The following is a 16,486-nucleotide window of genomic DNA, read 5'->3' as shown; positions in this document are numbered from 1 at the left end:
CGGACAGCCTCCAAGGCTGGGCCTCTTTCGGGAGGACGCGGTGCGCGAGCTGTTGTTGACGGTCGGGTTGGGCGCGCTGGCGGGGCTGGCTGCCGCCTCCTGGACGGGCTGGGGGCCGGCGGCGCCCGCCGCGGTCGCGCCTGTGGCGGCATCGGCGGGCGATGCGGTCGTGGCGCGCTTCGGATTCTGCGGCGCGGGCGGGGGCACCAATTGCGTGGTCGATGGCGACACCTTCTGGCTGAAGGGCGAGAAGATCCGCATCGCCGATATCGACACGCCCGAAACGCACCCGCCGCGCTGTGCCCGCGAGGCGCGGCTGGGCGCGGCGGCGACGCAGCGGCTGCACGCGCTGCTCAACGCAGGCGGTTTCACGCTGACGGCGGCGGGCGACGGCCGCGATGCCGATCGCTATGGCCGCAAGCTGCGCGTCGTGACGCGCGGCGGCCGATCGCTGGGCGACGCGCTGGTGGCCGAAGGGCTCGCGCGGCGCTGGACCGGCCGGCGCGAGCCCTGGTGCTGAGGCGGCGGAGGAGCGGGCTGGCGCCCTGCACCCTCGCCAAACCTCCTAACGGTTGTCGAGCTGTGCCCGCACCGCAGACAGCCCCATGCGCGTGATGCGATAGGGCTGGCCCTCCATGCTGGCGATCAGCCGCCGCCGCTTCAGCCGGCGAAACAGCGCCAGCGTGCAATCGGCCAGCACATGGCCGTCGCGGGTGAGGCACAGCGCCTCGACGATGCGGCCGGTTTCGGGATCGCGGCGGTGGAGGATATGGCCGCCCTGCGCGAGCACATGGAGCACGCGCTGTTCGTAACGGGAGATGTTCACGGGATATTGCCTTCGCTGGACATGCAACGGCGCCCGCGCCGGCATGGGCCGGCACGGCGGACGCATGCTCGATGGCCCCGGCGCACCACGGCACCGGCCATCGATCAGCGGGCGGCAATCTCCTGCATGTTCCACTCCCCGGAAGGACGCGGGCCTTGTCGCCCCCCGGCGCCATATCCGTCAAGCGGCTGAACAGGGCGTTCAGCGCGGCGCAACCGGCGGCGTGCCAGTTTCGGCGTCATGCCATTTCGGGCGTCATGGCCGCGGCGCCGCCCCGCTCCCGCCCCTAGCGGGAATCCCGGAATGGGGTTGCCCGGAATGGCGCCGCCCGGCCGCGCGGGATCAAAAGACGGGCAGGGAGTCGTTAACCATATGCACCGTTGCATGAAGCGCCGTCTGCTGTTCGCATCGTCCCAGGCCTATCAGCCGCGGATGGAGGTGATGGGCCGCCAGGTCGGCTGGCTGGAACGCCCGCTGGTGATCGAGCGCGAGGCCGCGATCGGCGGGCGTGCGATAGACCTGGCGCTCGTCGGTCGCGTGCCGGAGGGCGTGGTGGTCGCGTTCCGCGGCACGCTGCCCCCCTTCGCGGGCGGCTATGACGGCTGGGCGGTGATGCTCGACTGGCTGAACGACGGCATGGCCGCCTGTGTCCAGCGATCCGAATATGCGGGCGGGGTCCACCTGGGCTTCGCCGAATCGCTCCACCGGCTGTGGGACGATGACGGCGACGCGCCGGGCGTGGAGAGCGCGGTGACCCGCATGTTCGACCAGAGCCTGCTCGATCGCCGCGCGCGCCGCCACCTGTTCGTGACCGGGCACAGCAAGGGCGGGGCGCTGGCCAATCTGTTCGCCTTCCGTGCGGCGCAGCGCCGCGACTGGGCCGATGCGCCGCTGAGCGTGGCGACCATCGCCGCCGCGCGTGCGGGCAACGCCGATTTCGCGGAGGCCTATGCCCGCACCCGCATCGCCTGCCTGCGCTATGAGCTGCCGAGCGACCTGGTGCCGCATCTGCCGCCCGGGCCGGGTGCGCCGCGATGGGTGCGCGGGCTGCTGCGCCAGTTGGGATCGCCGCTGGCCAGCCACGATTATCATCCGGTGGGCGTGCAGGTGAGCGCCCCTGCCGCCGGGCCGGGGCACCACCAGCCCTGGGCAGGCGCGCGCAGCCCCTCGCGCCTGGGCTGGCTGCTGCGGCGGCCGCGGATCGGGCTGGACGCGCTGATCCCGTCGATGTTCAGCGCGCACGCCATCTGTCCGCAGAGCGGGTACGACCAGCTCATCTGCACCGGCGAGGGCGGGTGCGATCATGGCGCCGCGGATGCGGAAGCCGCGATCCGGCCGGGGATGGTGCCGGCCTGATCGCCGCGCGGTTCAGGCGGCGGCGCTGGCGGGCGCGCGGGCGTTGACCATCGCCTGCGCCATCTTGCCCAGCCGTTCGATCATCGCCCCGGCCAGATCCGGCTCCACGCCGGGCTGATCGCGGATCGTGCGGGCCATCGCCTCGGTCCATTGCGCGGCGGCCGCATCGCCGATCGCGAAGCCGCCGTGCAGGCTGAAGATGCACCCGCGCGAACTGGCGAACCAATCGCGCGGGCCGCCCAGCCAGCCGGTGAGGAACCCCGCCAGCGATTCGGCGATCGGCGCCAGGTCCGCCCCATGCAGCGCGCGCAGCTCCGCATAGGCGGGATCGGCATCGACCAGCGCATAGAAACGCTGGGCCAGCGCACGGACGGCGGGGGCGCCGCCGATGGCTTCAAAGGGGGAGGTATCGCCGCTCATCCGCGCAGCATAGGGTGCCGCGGCGGGGCGAAGTTTGATCCGGATCAAGTCCGCGCGCTGCCCCTTGCCCGCGCCCACGGGGAAGCGGATGAAGGCCGCGACCGCCAACCCCGGATGCCCATGCCGCGCTCATGACCGACGAACCCACGCATCGCTTCGATACCGAACTGTGGCGCTGGACGCCCGATCCGCCCGCCAAGGGGAGCTGGCATTTCGTCACCATCTCCGGCGATGCGGCGGATGCGGTGCGCGCGCTGGGATTCGAGCGGCGGGCGCTGGGCGGCGCGCGCGGCTTTGGCGCGGTGCGGCTGCGGGTCAGCGTGGAGGGCGTGGCGTTCGAGACATCGGCCTTCCCGCAATCGGGCGGCGACGGCTATCTGCTGCCGGTGAAGGCCGAGGTGCGCAAGCGCGCGGGCGCGGCCGAGGGCGATGTGGTGACGGTGGCGATCTGGGCCTGAACGCGCGCGGCGGGGTGGTGCCCGCCGGCGCAGGGGCTCAGCGTTTGCCCTGTTCCAGCAGCTCGCCCCATTCGGCCAGCATCTCCAGGCTGCGCGCGAAACAGGCGAGATAATGTTCGGCCGGCTCCAGATCGCCGGCCGCCACGCCCTCGCGCGCCAGCACGGCGCGGACGCGGGCGGCAAGCGCCTGTCGCTCCTGCGCGCTCAGCTTGTCGGTGCCGTCGAAGGTGAGCGCGATGCGATCGGCCTGGTCAAGCTTCAGGAACAGCGCGTCCAGCCGATCGGTGGAGAGCCGCGGCGCCACCTGGGCCGCATAGAACGCCTTGCCGGCTTCCGCGGCGGAATAGAAGACGCCGGCCACGGTGGAATCCTCGGTCCATTTCCAGGTCTCGACACATTCCGCCAGCGCTTCGGCGGTGGTCATGAAGACATTCTGGATCGTCTCGTCGTCCGTGGTGATGACCAGCTTCGCCAGCTCGGTCCGCCCGTCTTCGTCAAGCTGATCGTAGACGCAATAGGCCTCGTCGCGCGAAAGCTGGTGAAGATCGGCCGCCTGCGCGGCAGGGACAGAAAGCGCGAGCAGCGCAAGGGAGAGCATCGGCATCGTAACGCAGCCGTAGCGCGGGGCGGGGGCGTTGGCGAGGGGGGCGGCGGCTTCAGGTCGTGGATTGCGAGGGCGGTCCCCGGTTTTCCGGCGGAGCGAGGTTCTCTGCGTCGGGCAGCCCGTGCTGCTCGCGCAGCTTTGCCACTTCCTCCGCGCCTTGCTCTGGGCTCCGGCCGATCAACGCACCGTATCTCTTCATCGTGCGCTCGGCGTTCAGGACCCGGCAATTCGGCCGGAACCGCCAGGCCTCGCATTCGAACGGCGCGAACGGATTGTTGACCGTATGAATTTTCATCGTGCCGGTTTGCCCTTCCAAATTGCCGATCGAGAATATTTCGAACGAGTATATCTGGAAGTACTCATATCCCGCGGCGCGTGTGATCAGTGCCGCCTTATACAGCGCGATGTTCTGTCCTGCGTTGTGGCGCGAAAAACCGTTGGCTATCGCTACGATCAGCCAGCTGTTTTTATCGATTCGCTCGATTTTCTGGCCGCCGAATAAACCGATTCCGCTATTCTTCGTGGAATAGCCAGTAGCGCATCCGGAAGCAAACAATAGAATAACAGCACTCGCCAGCGCGCGTAATTTCACAGCCATTACCCCCCCCCCACAATTAGGGTACGCAGCAAAGCCAAAGCCAAGATAAAATTCAAGAGGATGGCGCGAGGGGCGCAAGGAAGAGTATCGGCATCCTGACGCGGCCGGAGCACGCGGCGGGGGGGCGTTGGCGAGGGGCGCGCGCCCATCACGCGCCTTCGCCGTCTCAGCGATTCTCCGAGGTATCGGCCAGTGCCACTTCCTTGAGCTTCGTTTCATTTTCGCAATCGTGACAATAGGCATAGTCAAATGCCGCGCCGAGCACCCAATCCTGGGTTCGTTCGTCCCACGCGGCCCAAGCATCCCGCGTAACGGTTTTCCCGCCACAATCGCGGCAGATATAGGTAACTCGCATAGCTTCTCTTTGTCCCTGAGTGTGGCGCGTGCCAGGTATGCGATAGATGGGCTGGATTCGGGTGCCGATGGCGCGGATTATTGTCCAAAGCGGACGCTGTTCCGATCGGGGGGGGGGGGCTGCTGAATGATCGACTGGACAACCGCTGTCGAAGAGGCGGTGCGGCGGCATGTTGCCGCGACGGGAGACCCGGTTTTCACCCGGCAGTCGCTGATAGAGGCGGAACTCGATCGCATCATCAGCGATACATTATCCACGGGAGCGACACCTGAGAGGACGCTTAGCCGTGAACTGCAGGAGATGCGCGATCGCGGCGCACTGGAGTTCATCGACGATCGCGGGACCTATCGGCTGATCGGGTGATCCTCGATCTTGGGGCCACCCTATGTGCGTTTATACGATCGCGTCGGAGACCGAGGGTGATATACTGACGGTGGTGCATGCGCGGCGACAGCACCGGCCCAACTCATGGGGTGCCGCATCTGCCGCCGCAATTTCCCGAATTCCTACGATTTAAGGCAATATAGGGATGAGTTAAACTCGGCCCCGATGGCATTTGCGTTTCCCATCATGCGTAATTTGCCATAATGTGAGACGAAAGTTTATCTATTTCCGGAAATAGTGCGGGCATATTAATTCCGAGATCATCTAGTTCATTTCTTATTTTCTGCTTGTGATCCCCGGAAACAATTATTTTGCTTGTATTTCCTTTTCGCTCGGATGGTATTTTTTTGTCTAAGCCAAATATCATAAAACAGCCATGCTGTGCTACAATTCTTGGGTTTCGTAATTTAGGTATAACAATCAACGGGAAGTGAAGGTCCATCTTAATTATAGAAGAATCAAAGTATGGCTTCTCCGCTTTTATAAACTGTAGCAATCTTCTTGCGGGCTTAAGCTCGTTAAATTCGGCTATTGTTCTGGATTTTGTTTCTGCTAGGATTTTCTTTTCGGTAGAAGAAAGATATGCGAGGTTAGACATGCAGCTAACCGTGTCGCTGTCAAAGAATTTCCTACGAGAGGCTGGCGTTCCTAATGCCAAAACCGCGCCATTTGGCTCGTTTTTCGTGCCAATGTTTTCAGTTGCAAAGTACAGAGCAACAAGAGGACTTTTTGTTATATCTAATAATCTTGTGCTTATGCCATAATGTTGCAGCCTAGCCAAACGATCAAATGTAGTATATTCTTGATCAAAATCATATGGATATTTAGAAATTATTTCTCTTATTATGTTATGTTCATTATCTGCGATATTGTCACGGCACCGCATTATGCTTGGGAGCAGATCCCAATGCATGTCCGCGTGTCCACGGTAAAATATAAAACTATCATCGAATTTTTCTATTTGAGAGAGGCAATCAACGAATTCGCCCACACTTTTAATAGGACTTTCGGGAGTTCCGATTGCCGTCATCGCCTCTCTCCGTTGTTAACAATTATTCACTCCGCCGCAACCCCAGCAGCCTTGAACATATCCCCCTCGCCGCCGGCGTCTTCGTTCGCTGCCGGGCCGGCCTTCGCCTTCTGGCGCTTGTCGAAGCTGTCCCACACCTCGTTCCAGTTGCCCCGCGTCGCGCCCTTCGAATATTCGGTGGCGCGCTGTTCGAAGAAATTGGCGTGCTCCACGCCGTTCAGCAGCGGGGCGAGCCAGGGCAGCGGGTGTTCGTCGATCATATAGATCGGCTTCAGGCCAAGCTGGCCCAGCCGCCAGTCGGCGATGTAGCGGATATACTTCTTGATCTCCTTGGGCGTCATGCCGGGCACCGGGCCCTGCTCGAACGCCAGGTCGATGAAGGCGTCCTCCAGCCGCACGGTCGTCTGGCACACGTCCATGATATCGTCCTTCACCGTCTTGGTGAGGCAATCGCGCTCCTTGACGAAGGCGTGGAACAGCCGGGTGATGCCTTCGCAATGCAGGCTCTCGTCGCGGACGCTCCACGACACGATCTGGCCCATGCCCTTCATCTTGTTGAAGCGCGGGAAGTTCATCAGCATCGCGAAGCTGGCGAAGAGCTGAAGCCCCTCGGTAAAGCCGCCGAACATCGCCAGCGTCTTGGCGATATCCTCGTCCGTGTCGACGCCGAAGCGCTGCAGATAGTCGTGCTTGTCCTTCATCTCGCTATATTCGAGGAAGGCGCCATATTCGCTCTCGGGCATGCCGATGGTGTCGAGCAGGTGGCTGTACGCCGCGATATGCACCGTCTCCATGTTGGAGAAGGCGGCGAGCATCATCTTGATCTCGGTCGGCTTGAACACGCGGCCGTATTTCTCGTGGTAGCAATCCTGCACCTCGACATCGGCCTGGGTGAAGAAGCGGAAGATCTGGGTGAGCAGGTTGCGCTCCACCTGGTCCAGCTTTTGCGCCCAATCGCGGCAATCCTCGCCCAGCGGCACCTCTTCGGGCAGCCAGTGGACCTGCTGCTGACGCTTCCAGAATTCGAACGCCCAGGGATATTCGAACGGCTTGTAGGTCTTGCGGGCTTCGAGGAGGGGCATGGGGGGTTACTCCAGGACGAGAACGGTGATGTGGGAATTGCCGGCCACATGCGCGAGGCGCGGGACGGGGCGGAGGCGGGGCGCGCGCATCATGCCGCCCCCCGCAGGATCTGGAACACCGCGGCGATCAGCAGCACGTCGCCGGTCAGCATCAGATAGATGCCGCGCCGCCGCGCCGCGGGGGCGCCGCCGCGTGCGGCACGGCGCATCGTCAGCGCGCCGAAGCCCGCCAGCATGATGCCCAGCAGCAGGATGAGGAGCGTGCCGCCGGTCATGCGCGGAAGCCCCACAGGATAAGGATGAAGGCCGCCCAGCCGAGCATGAGCATAGCCCAGCCCCGCTCCCAGAAGCGGCCATCGGCGTCGCCCCGCGGCGACAGAAGCTGGTGGAGCGCAAGCGTGGCGACGATCGCGCCGGCCAGCCAGGGAACGAAGGGGGAGACCTGATCCCAGACCGGCTCCACGCCGCTCAACGCATGGAACGCCCCTGCGAGCAGGCAGACGGCCGCCATCGCCGCCCGGCCTTCGAACAGGCGCGGGCGCGACGGCGCGGGCTCCTCCAGCATGTCGCCATGCTCGGCCCTGAACGGGTCCAGCCCCGTTGCGACATATGCCGCGTTGGTGATCCATCCGGCTGAAATCGCCAGTTGCCAGGGATCGAAGCCGGGCACGGCTAGGGTGCGGAAGATCGCGACGAGGATCGCGTACAAAATCGCGCACGATACCGGCCACAACAGGAGCGGCGACCAGCGGCGGACGATGCCGGGCACGGCCGCGCTCATGCGTTCACCGTCAGCACGAAGACGGTCGCGAAGCCGCCGGCGAACAGCGCGGCGCCGATCAGCATCGCGCCGACGATCCGCACGATATAGGCGGACTGTTCCGCCTGCGGCAGCCGCATCAGGCGCGCGGCGGCGGCGGGCCGGGCCAGCATCGCGATCCCCGTGCCGCCCACCAGCGCCGCCGCGCCGTCGATCAGGACCAGCGCGCGCGTCACGGCTCATGCTCGATGGTCTGGCCGCGGGGGCCGCGTTCGCGCACCACGCGCTCGCGATAGATCACGCGCGGGCCGCGGTGCGCGCCGACGCCGAACACGCAGACGCCCAGGAAATAGCCGAAATCATACCAGCCGCCGTTGTTGGGCACGGCATAGACCGCGACATCGGACCGCACGAGGCTGAACAACCAGGCGATCGGGAAGATGAAGCCGTGCCACAGCCCCTCCAGGAAGCCGGGAGCCCCCGGGGCGACGGCGCCGGGCGTCATCTGCTTCGCACAGGCGGCGAGCAGCGTCAGCGCGGCGATCGCGGCGGCGGTCTTCAGGCGTGGCATGGACGGGAGCCTCCCGCGGCAAGCATGGCGGCGCCGGCGCGCGGCGCCATAGGGATATTGCCCGATGACCGGGGCCGCCGCCTGCTGCTAGAGACCCTGCATCCGCAGGCGAACAAAGGAGATTCAAGATGGGCCACGCCAGCCAGGTGCGCGAAGGCATGGAAGTTATCGGCGCCGACGGCGTCCATATCGGCACGGTCGACAAGGTGGAGCACCACCGGCTGAAGCTGACCAAGGCCGACAGCGGCATGGGCAGCCATGCCGGGCACAATCATTATGTTCCGCTCGGCCTGGTCGCCGAGATCGAGGGCGAGCAGGTCCGCCTGACCGCGACGGCCGCGAACGCGGTGCTGTTCGAGACCGAGGAATCGGAAGGCTGACGCGCGCGCTCCGGCGCGGAAGCCGGGGACGGTCCGGGGGCGGCGGGGCATGGCTCCTCCTCCCCCTCAGGCCGGCTCGGCGAGCGCCGGAGCGGCAGCGATAACGGCAGGCGCAGCCTCAGGCGCAAAGGCGCGCGCGAACGCGGCCCGTGCGCTGGCGATATGGCGGCGGGCCTGCGGCGTATCCGGGCCGGCCACCGTGAAGCCGTGATAGATGCCCGGCGTGACATGCAGCTCGGCCGGAACGCCCGCGCGGATCAGGCGGCGGGCATATTCGATATCCTCCTCGACGAAGAGATCGAGCGCGCCGACCGCGATATAGGCGGGCGGCAGGCTGGCCAGATTCGCCACGCGCGCGGGCACGGCGCCCGCGGGCACCGCATCGCTTCCCGCCGCACACCCCAGCAGCGCGCTCCAGCCGAAGCGGTTGCTGGCCGCCGTCCAGATGAACTCGCCGGCATAGGGGTGCGGATCGGATGCCGATCCGGTGCGATCGTCGAGCATCGGCGAATCGAGATATTGGAAGCAGACGGGCACCTGGCCGCGATCGCGCGCCATCAGCGCCAGCATCGCCGCCAGCCCGCCGCCCGCGCTCTCCCCGCCGATCGCGATGCGCGCGCGATCGACGCCCAGCGCATCGGCATCGCCGTGGAGCCAGACGAGCGCGGCGTGGCAATCCTCCACCGGGCCGGGCCAGCGCGTTTCGGGCGCCAGCCGGTAATCCACCGACACCACCACCGCATCCAGCGCGGCGGCGAAGGCGCGGTTCGACTTGTCGCTGAAATCCGCGTTGCCGAGGATATAGCCGCCGCCATGCATGTGCAGATAGGCCGGGCGCGGCGCGGCCGCCGTCCCGGGGGGCGTGTAGAACAGCACGCGCACGCCGGGGCCGCCCGCCGGGCCGGGAACGAACCGCTCCTCACGGCGCACGGCGGCCTCCTCCGCGCTCAACGGCGGGGGCGGGAACAGCGGCCCGGCAGCGCGGATCGCGGCCAGCATATCGGCATCGATGTCGCGCGTCGGGAACAGCTCCAGCCCGGGCGCCACTTCCGGCGCGACCATCGGGCGCGTGCCGCGAACGGCGTGGGGATCGGGGGTCATCGCGAAACTCGGCGCAGACTTCCCCTCCCTTGCGGGGAGGGGAGAAGGCGGGAGGCAGCCATCACTGGCAGGCCAGGCATTCGTCGTAATCGGTCGATTCGCCCAGGTTGAACTGGGGCTTCTCGATCGTGTTGTCGGCCTCCACGCCGCCCGTGCCCGCGAAGCCGGCACGCTGCACCGACTTGGAACGCAGATAGTAGAGCGATTTGATGCCCAGCTCCCACGCGCGATAGTGGAGCATCAGCAGGTCCCACTTCTCCACGTCCGCCGGGATGAACAGGTTCAGCGACTGCGCCTGATCGATATAGGGCGCGCGATCGCCGGCCAGCTCCAGGATCCAGCGCTGGTCGATCTCGAAGCTGGTCTTGTAGCAGTCCTTCTCCTCCTGGCTGAGGAAGTCGAGATGCTGGACCGAGCCGCCATGCTCGAGGATCGAGCTCCACACCGCCTCGCTGTTCTTCGATTTCTCGATGAGCAGCTTCTCCAGATAGGGGTTGCGGATCGACCAGGAGCCGCTGAGCGTCTTGTGCGTGTAGATGTTGGCCGGGATCGGCTCGATGCAGGCGCTGGTGCCGCCGCAGATGATGCTGATCGACGCGGTGGGCGCGATCGCCATCTTGCAGCTAAACCGCTCCATCACCCCCATCTCGGCCGCGTCCGGGCACGGCCCGCGCTCGACCGCGAGCTGCATCGACGCCTCGTCCACCTGGGCGCGGATGTGCTTGAAGATGCGGTTGTTCCAGCTCTTCGCCATCGCGCCTTCGAACGGCAGGCCGCGCGCCTGGAGGAAGCTGTGGAAGCCCATCACGCCCAGGCCGACCGAACGTTCGCGGCTGGCCGAATAGGCGGCCTTCTCCATGCCCGGCTCGGCGCGGTCGATGTAATCCTGGAGCACGTTGTCGAGGAAGCGCATCACATCCTCGATGAAGCCCTTGGCGTCCTTCCACTGGTCCCAGGTCTCGAGGTTGAGCGACGAGAGGCAGCAGACCGCGGTACGCTCGTTGCCCAGGTGATCGCGGCCGGTGGGCAGCGTGATCTCCGAACAGAGGTTCGACGTCGAAACCTTCAGGCCCAGGTCGCGATGATGCTTGGGCATGTTCGAGTTCACGTGATCGGCGAACACGATATAGGGCTCGCCGGTCGCCAGCCGGGTCTCGACCAGCTTCTGGAACAGCGCGCGCGCGTCCACCTTGCCGCGGACGCTGCCGTCCTTGGGCGACTTCAGCTCCCATTCGCCGCCCTCGCGCACCGCTTCCATGAAGGCGTCGGGGATCAGCACGCCGTGGTGCAGGTTCAGCGCCTTGCGGTTGAAATCGCCGCTGGGCTTGCGGATCTCCAGGAACTCCTCGATCTCCGGATGGGAGATGTCGAGATAGCAGGCGGCCGATCCGCGGCGCAGCGAGCCCTGCGAGATCGCCAGCGTCAGGCTGTCCATCACGCGGACGAAGGGGATGATGCCGCTGGTCTTGCCGTTCAGGCCCACCGGCTCGCCGATGCCGCGGACACTGCCCCAATAGGTGCCGATGCCGCCCCCGCGCGAGGCGAGCCAGACATTCTCGTTCCAGGTATCGACGATGCCGTTCAGGCTGTCCGGCACCGAATTGAGGAAGCAGGAGATCGGCAGGCCCCGGCCCGTGCCGCCGTTCGACAGCACCGGCGTGGCCGGCATGAACCAGAGCTGCGAGATATAGTCGTAGATGCGCTGGGCGTGCGCGGCATCGTCCGCATAGGCGGAGGCGACGCGGACGAACAGGTCCTGGAAGCTTTCGCCCGGCAGCAGATAGCGGTCCTTCAGCGTATCCTTGCCGAATTCGGTGAGCAGCGCGTCGCGGCCGTGATCGACCTCGATCGGATAGGGGCGCGGATCGATGCTGCGCGAATCGCCGCGCGGCTTCTTCGCCTTGGCGGCGGTGCGGGCGGCCTTGGGAGCCGCAATGGTTTCGGCCACGCTGTCGTTCACACCCGCTTCCGTTTCCCTGAATTCCATAACGCCCTGTTCCCTGTACCAGCGACTCGTCCGCGACTCGGGAGCAGGCCTGGCGATGCTATCACCGCCGCGCCGGAAACGAGAACAAAAAGCGTCCATCGCCCCGGCCCAGAGCATAGGAAAGGTACATCGCGAGATGGCCCCGCGATCATGAGCCTACCAGTGCTTGAGCCTGCCCCGTGGAGCAACCACAACAGATTGTGCCTAAACGAGTCAGGGCACAAGATGGTAAATGGTTAACGCTTCCAACGGTTCGTCGCTAAAATGACTCGGTTCGTGGCGCACCCGGCATTGGTGCGATGCCGCGACGCGCGGTCGTTCCACGGGTTTTAAAAAGGCAAGTGGACGAAAAGAGAACGACGAAAATTTTGTGGCGCTTGTGAAAGTTGTGGATAGCCGCGCGCCAGCTTCCTTTCGCCCGCGCCGAACGGTACGAACGGAGGTCCCGCGGCGGTGCGGCCATGCCCCGCGATCCCGATGCTGCGGCGGAAGCTGGGGGCCTTCCTCACGCTCGCGGCCAGCGCGCGGGTGGGGCGGCGGGGCGGCGCCGCGCAACCCGGAACGCCGCTATTTCCGCGCGTCGAGCTCCAGCAGCTCCTCGCGCACATGGATCGCGCCCAGCGACATGCGCACCTCGACCAGGAAGAAGATCAGCCCGCCCATCAGCAGCAGCATGGAGACGATGAAGGCCACCGCCACGATCCCCCCGATATGCAGGTTCACCAGCAGCGAGACGAACATCAGCGCGACGACCAGGCAGATCGCCAGCGCGCTGGCCACCGACAGGAAGATCGCCGAATTGATCACGGTGATGCGCCGGTCGATCAGCCGCAGCTCCCACACATGCCGGTCATGCTCCGGCCCGGTGGAGCGCGGGTGGAGCTGCTCCAGCCCGCGCGCTCGATCGACGATGCGCGCCAGCCGCCCGACCATCACGTTGAGGATGCCTGCGATGCCCGCCAGCAGGAACACCGGCGCGATCGCGGTCTGGATCGTGGAGGAAACGGTGGAGAGCGAAGCGGCGTCCATGGGACGCGATGCATAGGCCGGATGCGCGGCGGGGGGAAGACAACGGTGACGCTGGGAAGGGCGGGCTCCATTCCGCTCCGGACGGGCCGGCGGAGGAATGCGCGGCGGCGCGCGCCTGCCCGGCAAACCGCTTGGTAACTCCCGTCGGCTATGGGCGGGGGATGAGCAGGCCGATGGCGCTATCCGAATTCACCCGGCTTCCGCCGGCGGTCACCGTCGATTGCGTCGACGGGCTGGCCGGCGGGATCGATCGGGTCGCGGCGCGCGCCGCGCCCAGCCACCGCTTCCTGCGCTATGGCTGGTTCGCCGCCGCGCTGTCCGCCTATGGCGGCGAGGCGCGCACGCTGATGGTGTCGCGCGAGGGCGATCCCGTCGCCGCGCTGCCGATCGTCGCGATGGGGCCGGCATGGGCGGGCATGGCGGCTGTGCCCGGATGCTATTGGCCGTTCCGCAGCTTTCCGGTGAGCGAGGATGCGGGCGCCGAGGCTGCCGAGGCGCTGCTGCGCAGGCTGGCGGGCGAGGCGCGGGCGCTGCGCATCGGGCCGGTCTATGACGGCGATTCGGGGCTGGAACTGCTGAAGGCCGCGGCGAAGGAGCGCGGCTGGGCGGTGCTCGACCGCTTCGTGGCCGACAGCTTCCTGCTCGATATGGCCGCGCTGCGCGGCGAGGGCACCTGGCCGCGCAATTCCACGCTGCGCAAGAACCGGTTCCACGAAAAGCACCTGGGCAGCCACGGCGCGCTCGACTGGAGCTTCGTGTCCGGCGCGGGCTGGGACGATGCGGCGTTCGACGCGCTGGCCGGGATCGAGCAGCATAGCTGGATCGCCGACCGCACCGACGGCAGCGATGCCAAGTTCACCGCGAACGGCCACGGCGGCTTCTGGCGCGCGGCGGCGGCGGACCCGGTGCTGGCGGAGATGATGTGGGCCGCGGTGCTGCGCGTCGACGGAAAGCCTTCCGCCTTCTCGTTCGATCTCAACGCGGGCACGCTGAAATATGCGATCGCGAACAGCTATGACCCGGCATATGGCAAGCATTCGCCGGGCAAGCTGCTCTATTACCGCAACCTCGTCCGCGCGATCGAGGACGGGATGACCCGCGTCGATTGGGGCGCGGGCGACAGCGGCTACAAGCGCACCATCGGCGCGGCACAGGGGCCTGCGATCCGCGACTGGCTGTTCGTGCGGCCGGGCGTGGAGGCGGCGCTGGCGCGCGCGCTGGGCGCGCTGTGGCGGCGCAGCGGCAACCGTGGGGCTGCCGCCGCTGCCGCATCGGCCGGCGAATCAGCGGGCGGCGCGGAAGCGCAGCGCGTCGTGGATGCTGACGAAGCCCAGCACGGCCATGAAGAGCAGCATGGAGCCTGACACGGCGAACATCACGGCTTCGTTGGTCATCGCTGAATATCCTTTCCCTGGAGCGGAAGCCGAGCAGGCCATGGGATCGCGGCCGGGGCTTTGACTACGGTCAAACCCGTATGTCGGCGCCCGCCCGCGAGCGGCATGATCGGCACCATGAGCGAGACCGGAAAAAGCTGTGCCGAATGCGCCGTGCGCGGCGAGGCGCTGTGCGCGGCGCTGGACGAGAATGCGCTGGCGGCGCTGAGCGCCACCGGCCGCCGCCGGCGGCTCGCGCGTGGCGAGAGCCTGAGCTGGGCGGGGCATGAAAGCGCGGTCTGCGCCAATCTGATCCAGGGGATGATGAAGCTCACCGCCTCCACCGCCGATGGGCGCGAGCAGATCGTGGGGATCGCCTATCCGGCCGATTTCGTGGGGCGGCCCTTTGCCCGCGACGCCGACGTGACCGTCACCGCGCTGGCGCCGAGCGAGCTGTGCGTGTTCCCGCGCGGCGATTTCGAGCGCGCGCTTACCGGCTGCGCCGACATGGAGCGGCTGTTGCTGCGCCGGACGCTGGAGACGCTGGACGCCGCGCGCGAGCGGATGCTGATGCTGGCACGCAAGACCGCGGGCGAGCGTGTCGCATGGCTGCTGCTCGATTGCGCGCGCCGGGCGGAGGCGGCGGACGGAAGCGAGTTCGATCTGCCGCTGACGCGCGGCGAGATGGCGGAGCTGCTGGGCCTGACGATCGAGACGGTGAGCCGCCAGCTAACCCGGCTGCGCGCCCGCGGCATCATCGCCACCCGCGGCGCCCGCGGCATGGCGATCCGCGACGCCGCCGCGCTGGAGGCCGCGGCGGGCTGAGGGCATCGCCGAATCGCCTTCCCGGTCAGATTGAACGCGCTCCGCCGTGGAGCCGGGGGTGGCGGTGCCCGGGGCGGGGGGGCGTTGGCCCTCTTCGATTTGAATCACGCGAAGGCGCGAAGAGGTTTTTGGTTCGCGCAGAGGGCGCGGAGACAGCATTGCCGCGATAGCGGCCCTCCATTTTCGACACTGTCGCGCGCGGGCTGTTAAATGGCGCATTCGGCGCGAGCAGGCGAAGCATCTTCGCGCCTTCGCGTGAAACATAACCCAGGCCGCGACAGTCCGGCGCGAACGCCGCTATTCCCCGCCGCGGATCGGCTGCCACCACCAGCGGTTGTCGAGATACCAGCGCACCGTCTTCTCGATCCCCGAATCGAAATCCTCCCGCGCGCGCCAGTCGAGTTCGCTCTCGATCCGCGATGCGTCGATGGCGTAGCGCGCGTCGTGGCCGGGCCGGTCGGCGACGTGGCGGATCAGCCGATCGTGCGGCGCGCCGTCCGGCCGCAGCCGGTCCAGGATCGCGCAGACGCGGCGGACGACGTCGATGTTGCGCCGTTCGTTGCGCCCGCCGACGGCATAGGCCCGCCCCGGCACGCCCCGCGACGCGATCGCATCCAGCGCGCGGACATGATCCTCGACATACAGCCAGTCGCGCACGTTCAGCCCGTCGCCATAGACCGGCAGCGGCTTGCCCGCGATGGCGTTGAGGATCACCAGCGGGATCAGCTTTTCCGGGTGCTGGAACGGGCCATAGTTGTTCGAGCAGTTCGAAAGCACGACGGGCAGGCCATAGGTGCGGTGCCACGCCATCGCCAGGTGATCGCTCGCCGCCTTCGACGCGGAATAGGGCGAGGAGGGATCATAGGGTGTATCCTCGCGGAACAGCCCATCGGGGCCGAGCGATCCATATACCTCATCGGTGGAGACGTGGAGGAAGCGGAACGCCCGCCGCCCGGCCTCCGGAAGCGTTTCCCAATAACCGCGCGCGGCCTGGAGCAGCGTATAGGTGCCCACCACATTGGTCTGGATGAAATCGCCCGCGGCGGCGACCGAACGGTCGACATGGCTTTCCGCCGCCAGGTGCATCACCCGGTCCGGCCGGAAGGCGGCGAAGGCCTGGCGCATGGCATCGGCATCGCAGATGTCCGCGCGCAACAGCCGGTGGCCGGGCACCCCCTCCAGCGCCTTCAGCGACGGGAGGTGGCCGGCATAGGTGAGCCGGTCGACCGTCAGCACCTCCGCGCCCGCTTCCGCGACCAGGAAGCGTACCAGCGCCGAGCCGATGAAGCCCGCCCCGCCCGTGACCAGGATCCTCATGCCGTGCTTCTAGAGGCTATTGCGCCAAAG

The 16,486-nt window shown here is 66.8% G+C and carries 22 protein-coding genes; 7 read left to right on the top strand and 15 right to left on the bottom strand.

Annotation, left to right across the window (positions count from 1 at the left end; genetic code table 11):
• Positions 1 to 40 precede the first annotated feature (40 nt).
• Positions 41 to 520 carry a thermonuclease family protein gene (locus tag OM513_RS19350; protein ID WP_264946420.1) on the top strand — a complete coding sequence of 160 codons (480 nt, stop codon included), beginning with the start codon at positions 41 to 43 and terminating at the stop codon, positions 518 to 520.
• A gap of 45 nt (positions 521 to 565) precedes the next feature.
• On the opposite strand, the gene OM513_RS19345 is transcribed toward OM513_RS19350, so the two are convergent.
• Positions 566 to 826: a YjhX family toxin gene (locus OM513_RS19345; RefSeq protein ID WP_264946419.1), complete on the bottom strand. Its 261-nt coding sequence runs from the start codon at positions 824 to 826 to the stop codon at positions 566 to 568.
• A 384-nt stretch (positions 827 to 1,210) separates the two neighbouring features.
• Between OM513_RS19345 and OM513_RS19340 the strand changes: the two genes are divergently transcribed.
• Positions 1,211 to 2,182, top strand: a complete 972-nt coding sequence (locus tag OM513_RS19340; RefSeq protein WP_264946418.1) for a lipase family protein — start codon at positions 1,211 to 1,213, stop codon at positions 2,180 to 2,182.
• A 12-nt stretch (positions 2,183 to 2,194) separates the two neighbouring features.
• On the opposite strand, the gene OM513_RS19335 is transcribed toward OM513_RS19340, so the two are convergent.
• Positions 2,195 to 2,602, bottom strand: a complete 408-nt coding sequence (locus tag OM513_RS19335) for a globin domain-containing protein (protein WP_264946417.1) — start codon at positions 2,600 to 2,602, stop codon at positions 2,195 to 2,197.
• A gap of 131 nt (positions 2,603 to 2,733) precedes the next feature.
• On the opposite strand from OM513_RS19335, the gene OM513_RS19330 reads away from it, so the two are divergent.
• The gene (locus OM513_RS19330; RefSeq protein WP_264946416.1) at positions 2,734 to 3,060 is read left to right on the top strand and encodes a DUF1905 domain-containing protein; all 327 of its coding nucleotides are present in this window, start codon (positions 2,734 to 2,736) and stop codon (positions 3,058 to 3,060) included.
• 37 nt (positions 3,061 to 3,097) lie between these two features.
• On the opposite strand, the gene OM513_RS19325 is transcribed toward OM513_RS19330, so the two are convergent.
• From OM513_RS19325 to OM513_RS19315, 3 genes are all read right to left on the bottom strand, one after another.
• Positions 3,098 to 3,664, bottom strand: a complete 567-nt coding sequence (locus tag OM513_RS19325) for a hypothetical protein (RefSeq protein ID WP_264946415.1) — start codon at positions 3,662 to 3,664, stop codon at positions 3,098 to 3,100.
• Positions 3,665 to 3,716: 52 nt separating this feature from the next.
• Complete coding sequence (locus OM513_RS19320; protein ID WP_264946414.1) at positions 3,717 to 4,262, bottom strand: hypothetical protein; 546 nt, start codon at positions 4,260 to 4,262, stop codon at positions 3,717 to 3,719.
• A gap of 166 nt (positions 4,263 to 4,428) precedes the next feature.
• Entirely contained in the window at positions 4,429 to 4,617 is a 189-nt protein-coding gene (locus OM513_RS19315; protein WP_264946413.1) for a hypothetical protein, read from the bottom strand.
• 126 nt (positions 4,618 to 4,743) lie between these two features.
• Here OM513_RS19315 and OM513_RS19310 point away from each other — a divergent pair, with 126 nt between their 5' ends.
• On the top strand, positions 4,744 to 4,980 hold the full coding sequence (locus OM513_RS19310) for a hypothetical protein (RefSeq protein ID WP_264946412.1): 237 nt from the start codon (positions 4,744 to 4,746) through the stop codon (positions 4,978 to 4,980).
• A gap of 205 nt (positions 4,981 to 5,185) precedes the next feature.
• Here the strand turns inward: OM513_RS19310 and OM513_RS19305 are convergent, their stop codons facing one another.
• From OM513_RS19305 to OM513_RS19280, 6 genes are all read right to left on the bottom strand, one after another.
• Positions 5,186 to 6,031, bottom strand: coding sequence for an FRG domain-containing protein (locus OM513_RS19305; protein WP_264946411.1), 846 nt, complete (start codon positions 6,029 to 6,031; stop codon positions 5,186 to 5,188).
• A gap of 26 nt (positions 6,032 to 6,057) precedes the next feature.
• Positions 6,058 to 7,113, bottom strand: a complete 1,056-nt coding sequence (locus OM513_RS19300) for a ribonucleotide-diphosphate reductase subunit beta (protein ID WP_264946410.1) — start codon at positions 7,111 to 7,113, stop codon at positions 6,058 to 6,060.
• Positions 7,114 to 7,202: 89 nt separating this feature from the next.
• Positions 7,203 to 7,388, bottom strand: a complete 186-nt coding sequence (locus OM513_RS19295) for a hypothetical protein (protein WP_264946409.1) — start codon at positions 7,386 to 7,388, stop codon at positions 7,203 to 7,205.
• Positions 7,385 to 7,894, bottom strand: a complete 510-nt coding sequence (locus tag OM513_RS19290; protein WP_264946408.1) for a hypothetical protein — start codon at positions 7,892 to 7,894, stop codon at positions 7,385 to 7,387. The genes OM513_RS19295 and OM513_RS19290 overlap by 4 nt, the downstream gene beginning before the upstream one ends.
• Positions 7,891 to 8,109 (bottom strand): hypothetical protein, encoded by a 219-nt coding sequence (locus OM513_RS19285; protein ID WP_264946407.1) that lies wholly within the window; start codon positions 8,107 to 8,109, stop codon positions 7,891 to 7,893. Before OM513_RS19285 ends, OM513_RS19290 begins: the two co-directional genes overlap by 4 nt.
• A complete protein-coding gene (locus OM513_RS19280; protein WP_264946406.1) occupies positions 8,106 to 8,444 on the bottom strand; it encodes a hypothetical protein in 339 nt (112 codons plus the stop codon). Before OM513_RS19280 ends, OM513_RS19285 begins: the two co-directional genes overlap by 4 nt.
• A 128-nt stretch (positions 8,445 to 8,572) precedes the next feature.
• On the opposite strand from OM513_RS19280, the gene OM513_RS19275 reads away from it, so the two are divergent.
• Positions 8,573 to 8,824 carry a DUF2171 domain-containing protein gene (locus OM513_RS19275; protein WP_264946405.1) on the top strand — a complete coding sequence of 84 codons (252 nt, stop codon included), beginning with the start codon at positions 8,573 to 8,575 and terminating at the stop codon, positions 8,822 to 8,824.
• Between the two features lie 66 nt (positions 8,825 to 8,890).
• On the opposite strand, the gene OM513_RS19270 is transcribed toward OM513_RS19275, so the two are convergent.
• The 3 genes from OM513_RS19270 to OM513_RS19260 form a co-directional block, all read right to left on the bottom strand.
• A complete protein-coding gene (locus tag OM513_RS19270) occupies positions 8,891 to 9,925 on the bottom strand; it encodes an alpha/beta hydrolase (protein WP_264946404.1) in 1,035 nt (344 codons plus the stop codon).
• Between the two features lie 61 nt (positions 9,926 to 9,986).
• Entirely contained in the window at positions 9,987 to 11,912 is a 1,926-nt protein-coding gene (locus OM513_RS19265) for a ribonucleoside-diphosphate reductase subunit alpha (protein WP_264946403.1), read from the bottom strand.
• A 567-nt stretch (positions 11,913 to 12,479) separates the two neighbouring features.
• Positions 12,480 to 12,941 (bottom strand): DUF2721 domain-containing protein, encoded by a 462-nt coding sequence (locus OM513_RS19260; protein ID WP_264946402.1) that lies wholly within the window; start codon positions 12,939 to 12,941, stop codon positions 12,480 to 12,482.
• A 173-nt stretch (positions 12,942 to 13,114) separates the two neighbouring features.
• Here OM513_RS19260 and OM513_RS19255 point away from each other — a divergent pair, with 173 nt between their 5' ends.
• Entirely contained in the window at positions 13,115 to 14,305 is a 1,191-nt protein-coding gene (locus OM513_RS19255) for a GNAT family N-acetyltransferase (RefSeq protein ID WP_264946401.1), read from the top strand.
• 147 nt (positions 14,306 to 14,452) lie between these two features.
• Positions 14,453 to 15,139 carry a Crp/Fnr family transcriptional regulator gene (locus OM513_RS19250; RefSeq protein ID WP_264946400.1) on the top strand — a complete coding sequence of 229 codons (687 nt, stop codon included), beginning with the start codon at positions 14,453 to 14,455 and terminating at the stop codon, positions 15,137 to 15,139.
• Positions 15,140 to 15,436: 297 nt separating this feature from the next.
• Here OM513_RS19250 and rfbB read toward each other — a convergent pair whose 3' ends face one another.
• Positions 15,437 to 16,456, bottom strand: coding sequence for a dTDP-glucose 4,6-dehydratase (gene rfbB, locus OM513_RS19245; protein ID WP_264946399.1), 1,020 nt, complete (start codon positions 16,454 to 16,456; stop codon positions 15,437 to 15,439).
• Positions 16,457 to 16,486 lie beyond the last annotated feature (30 nt).

The sequence above is a fragment of the Sphingomonas canadensis genome (genome assembly GCF_026013525.1).
Lineage (GTDB): Bacteria > Pseudomonadota > Alphaproteobacteria > Sphingomonadales > Sphingomonadaceae > Sphingomonas > Sphingomonas canadensis.
This window is presented reverse-complemented; position numbering and strand designations above follow the sequence as displayed.